At 44.4% G+C, this 3,480-nt stretch carries 6 protein-coding genes and 1 pseudogene; 1 reads left to right on the top strand and 6 read right to left on the bottom strand.

What is annotated here, in order from left to right:
* The 6 genes and pseudogenes from B5D32_RS14365 to B5D32_RS14335 form a co-directional block, all read right to left on the bottom strand.
* Positions 1-131: pseudogene (locus tag B5D32_RS14365) on the bottom strand (GH36-type glycosyl hydrolase domain-containing protein); the annotation flags it as partial.
* A 516-nt stretch (positions 132-647) separates the two neighbouring features.
* Positions 648-1,445, bottom strand: coding sequence for a YhfC family intramembrane metalloprotease (locus tag B5D32_RS14355; protein WP_242943481.1), 798 nt, complete (start codon positions 1,443-1,445; stop codon positions 648-650).
* Between the two features lie 19 nt (positions 1,446-1,464).
* The gene (locus tag B5D32_RS14350) at positions 1,465-1,767 is read right to left on the bottom strand and encodes a hypothetical protein (RefSeq protein ID WP_078785637.1); all 303 of its coding nucleotides are present in this window, start codon (positions 1,765-1,767) and stop codon (positions 1,465-1,467) included.
* Between the two features lie 9 nt (positions 1,768-1,776).
* Positions 1,777-1,983: a helix-turn-helix transcriptional regulator gene (locus tag B5D32_RS14345; RefSeq protein WP_078785636.1), complete on the bottom strand. Its 207-nt coding sequence runs from the start codon at positions 1,981-1,983 to the stop codon at positions 1,777-1,779.
* Positions 1,980-2,309, bottom strand: coding sequence for a DUF6442 family protein (locus tag B5D32_RS14340; protein WP_078785635.1), 330 nt, complete (start codon positions 2,307-2,309; stop codon positions 1,980-1,982). Before B5D32_RS14340 ends, B5D32_RS14345 begins: the two co-directional genes overlap by 4 nt.
* A 214-nt stretch (positions 2,310-2,523) precedes the next feature.
* Entirely contained in the window at positions 2,524-2,649 is a 126-nt protein-coding gene (locus B5D32_RS14335; RefSeq protein WP_242853390.1) for a TnpV protein, read from the bottom strand.
* A 240-nt stretch (positions 2,650-2,889) separates the two neighbouring features.
* Here B5D32_RS14335 and B5D32_RS15810 point away from each other — a divergent pair, with 240 nt between their 5' ends.
* The gene (locus B5D32_RS15810; RefSeq protein ID WP_078785634.1) at positions 2,890-3,282 is read left to right on the top strand and encodes a family 1 glycosylhydrolase; all 393 of its coding nucleotides are present in this window, start codon (positions 2,890-2,892) and stop codon (positions 3,280-3,282) included.
* Positions 3,283-3,480: the final 198 nt, after the last annotated feature.

The following is a 3,480-nucleotide window of genomic DNA, read 5'->3' as shown; positions in this document are numbered from 1 at the left end:
CCGGCCAGCGTGGGCTGGATGCCCAGGATATACTGGCTCACATCCACAAAGGTCCAGGCCGCCGTGCCGGTCAGCCAGCTGTTTTTTGCTTCGCCGAAGGTGGCGGCGTCGCGGCCAGCCACCATCGGAGAGCAGTTTGTCAAGACGATTTCGTAAATATTAATATAGCTTTACGATTTTCCAGTACGGAAATCTCCTAAAACCTCGTGCCTACATACATCTTTGATAATTCTTTCAAGCGGCTTTTTTGCTGTTTGGGATGCACCACAACACAGCGAAAACTCTGCTTACATTCACTACTGCATTTTCTGCAAAGTCCGTTGTAGGTAATGCGATTTCTTTCATTCAGAAACAACGACCACTCTTGTTTCCGCTGCTTGCTCATTCTCGGCATAGCAAGCAATCCTCCTTTCCTGCCGAAAATAGAAAAACCACAGAGAAGATACATTAAGCCTTATTTGTGTCATTTCTCGGGGCGAAAATCGGGGTAAATATCCCTTTCTAAGCCTTTCAAAATAGCACATAAGGTATTTGTACTAACCTGTGGTTATGTATTGAATTATGGGTTTTGGGTAACAAAAAACACCGTATTTCTACGGTGCGTTCTGTCAGATATATTCTGTTTTATGATAGCAGAAAACTGGAATTCACAGTTCTTCCATCCTTCCCATCTTCAGCGCCATAACAAGAGTTCCGGCTGCCATCACAAAGACACCAATTTCAATCACATAGATGGGAAGAAGCGCCGGACCTGCCACGGCAAAGAAGTCCACGATAAAATGAATCCCATAAGCAAGAACCGCTGTAAAAGCCGCTGTCCTGCATTTGCCTGCCTTGACCGCCCGGTAGATCAGCAGTGACAACCCGATATGCAGAATGATGGCACTGATTCTTTCGATTCCGCTTACAAAAAAGAGTGGTGCCGGTGTTGTCCATAGGGCCGACAGCTGTGACACGGTCTGGTTTGCAGACTCAGCAGGAAGTGCCGCCAGCGTATTCTGCATGGCTCCGCTGTTGATCATCAGCATGGACACAAGATTGCTGATTCCGGAGAGTCCTCCGAGCAGAATGGCCTCCACACCGCCATGCCCGATTCCATACATCAGTGCATTTGGAAAATCCAGCCATTTCTTCATCCAGAACTTCATGGCAATCAGTCTTCCGGTCTCTTCAAAAACCGCTGCAGCCAAAGCCGCGTACACATAGTAAAGCCATGGCCTGCTCTGTGCGTTCAGTCCGCAGAACTGAATGACAAGAACATGCAGCTGCTGCTCCAACAGCATTGCGAACAGCAGAAAGGTTCCTGCTCCGATAAAGAACGAGGAAATCCTTGCCTTAAGCTTCACCCTTCCTGCAATGAACAAAGCAATCGGTACTCCAATCGAGAGGACAACGGAGCAGATAACCCCCGCTATCGCCAGACCTGATATTGTGTTCAATTCCATCTTTATATCTCCCTGATTCTCAAAAAATTCCTTTATTGTATTTGAACTGTCCATACAATATAAAGCCTAATCCGACAATAACTGCTGGATGAATGATATAATCTACAATTATTTCACTCCAAAACGAAACAATAAAACCTAATACAAGAGATATTCCTATAATCAGCGTTCCTGTGCCGACTGTTTTTCCATACTTTGGTATATCTTCTTCCTTTACTTTTCGCCTGTTATAAGAGTGAATTGTGCTGATATTGCCTTTGATATTTACAATTCCCACAACAGATATGAACACTCCCAAAATCAACATTATAATATTTTCCATAATGACCTCCTAAAAATAGAATACTTCCTCAAATTTTTTGTCCAATGCAATACAAAGAATTAGAGCCAATTTTGCAGTAGGATTAAACTGTCCTGTTTCGATAGAACTAATCGTGTTTCTTGATACACCCACCATTTCTGCAAGTTGAGCTTGAGAAAGATTTGCTTCTGTGCGAACTTCCTTTAAGTGATTTTTCAGTTGTAATTGTTCTTTCATATTCTCACCTCTAAAAGGCGGCTAACAAATCCAACAAATGCCAAAATGGAAATCACAAAAAACAGAACAGTCAAGACCAAATCGCTCTTTCGCTTCATTTTGATAAAACGAACTAGCCATTGTGTTGCAATAATGCTGAAGTATATAACCCACGGACTGTAAATCATAGTATGAGCAAGCACAGAAGATAACAGCGAAAGCAAACAACACACTAAAGCACCAACTCTGCTTGCGTGACTTCCGGCTTGATATACCACTTCCATTTCAGCCAAGTCCTTATTGCGATGTTCTTTTCTGCTTGCATTTAAGATTTCGTCCTTTTTCATAAAAACGCCTCCATGCCAAGTTTTCTTTGCATATTTTAATTATATGCATGCCAAGTTTTCTTGTCAATAGAGTTCATAAAAAAGTTACAACCGATATAATAGGTAACTTTTCTACCACTTCGATTATACTCACGACTTAATGACTTCTTGAATACTTGCCGAAAAAGAAAAACTGCCATCGGTTTGACAGCAGTTCTTCTTCGGTTGGTATCCGTTAGGAATACACAATATCATTCAATACAATCTCATCGGCACAGGCTCGAATGTTATTCATCAATCCTATCCATCTCATCATATCCGTTGCTTTCAGTTCTTCCGTTACACCCTGCTTCTTTGCCATTTCCTTTATCAGATATTCCGCCATACAGTAAACGATTTCGGCGCATCCCCACGATCAAGGATGTCATGTACTCTCTGACCTGTGATGCCGACATCATGACCAAGATTACCGAGGATACGCAGGACTACACCAACAGCAAGAGCGCTAAAATTACACTTACGGAGGTGCAGTGCGCTTGCGCTGCACCTCTTTTGATGTTTATGCGAAAAAAGCAAACGACAAAATACGGAGGAATATACGATGTCATTTCCGGGAAATTTCGTCTGGGGCGCGGCAACCGCAGCCTATCAGGTCGAGGGCGCAGTGCAGGAGGATGGCAGGGGACTGTCCATCTGGGATACCTTCAGCCATACGCCGGGCAAAACAAAGAACGGTGATACCGGGGATATCGCCTGCGACAGCTACCACCGCTGGGCAGAGGATATTGCCCTGCTGAAAGAGATGCACCTGAAGGCATACCCCTGCCGTTTGCTGCTGCTCTACCAGTGCGATCAGCCGGCAGATTTTGCTTTTATTCAAGCCGGGGCTTGCAATGTAAATGCTTTTGTTTGCCTGCTGCAAATCCTTTTCGTAAACAGGCAGATAGGATTCACTGTCGAAAATTGCATGATCACATCTTTTTCAGAGCCCTGAAATTGGTGTACAGTGGCGCATATCGCCAAGGAGCTTTGGAATTGGACCGATACATACACCATTGAGGTTGCCGACCTAAGAGATGCCCTCTGCGCGCTGATGCTCGTGCTTGCGATCGATGCAGAGAAATGCTCGCGGAATAACCATACCTGACAGGCTGCACACAAAAAATACTCCCTTATTCTGCTGCGCGCGCAG

Origin of the sequence: Gemmiger formicilis, from assembly GCF_900167555.1 — a bacterium.
GTDB classification, from domain to species: domain Bacteria; phylum Bacillota; class Clostridia; order Oscillospirales; family Ruminococcaceae; genus Gemmiger; species Gemmiger formicilis.
Note: the sequence above shows the minus strand (reverse complement) of the source record. Positions and strands in the feature narration are given on the sequence as shown.

Coding starts and splice junctions, on each gene's coding strand:
- B5D32_RS15810 (WP_078785634.1), top strand. CDS start 2,890: ATGTCATTTCCGGGAAATTTCGTCTGGGGCGCGGCAACCGCAGCCTAT.
- B5D32_RS14350 (WP_078785637.1), bottom strand. CDS start 1,767: ATGGAAAATATTATAATGTTGATTTTGGGAGTGTTCATATCTGTTGTG.
- B5D32_RS14335 (WP_242853390.1), bottom strand. CDS start 2,649: ATGGCAAAGAAGCAGGGTGTAACGGAAGAACTGAAAGCAACGGATATG.
- B5D32_RS14345 (WP_078785636.1), bottom strand. CDS start 1,983: ATGAAAGAACAATTACAACTGAAAAATCACTTAAAGGAAGTTCGCACA.
- B5D32_RS14355 (WP_242943481.1), bottom strand. CDS start 1,445: ATGGAATTGAACACAATATCAGGTCTGGCGATAGCGGGGGTTATCTGC.
- B5D32_RS14340 (WP_078785635.1), bottom strand. CDS start 2,309: ATGAAAAAGGACGAAATCTTAAATGCAAGCAGAAAAGAACATCGCAAT.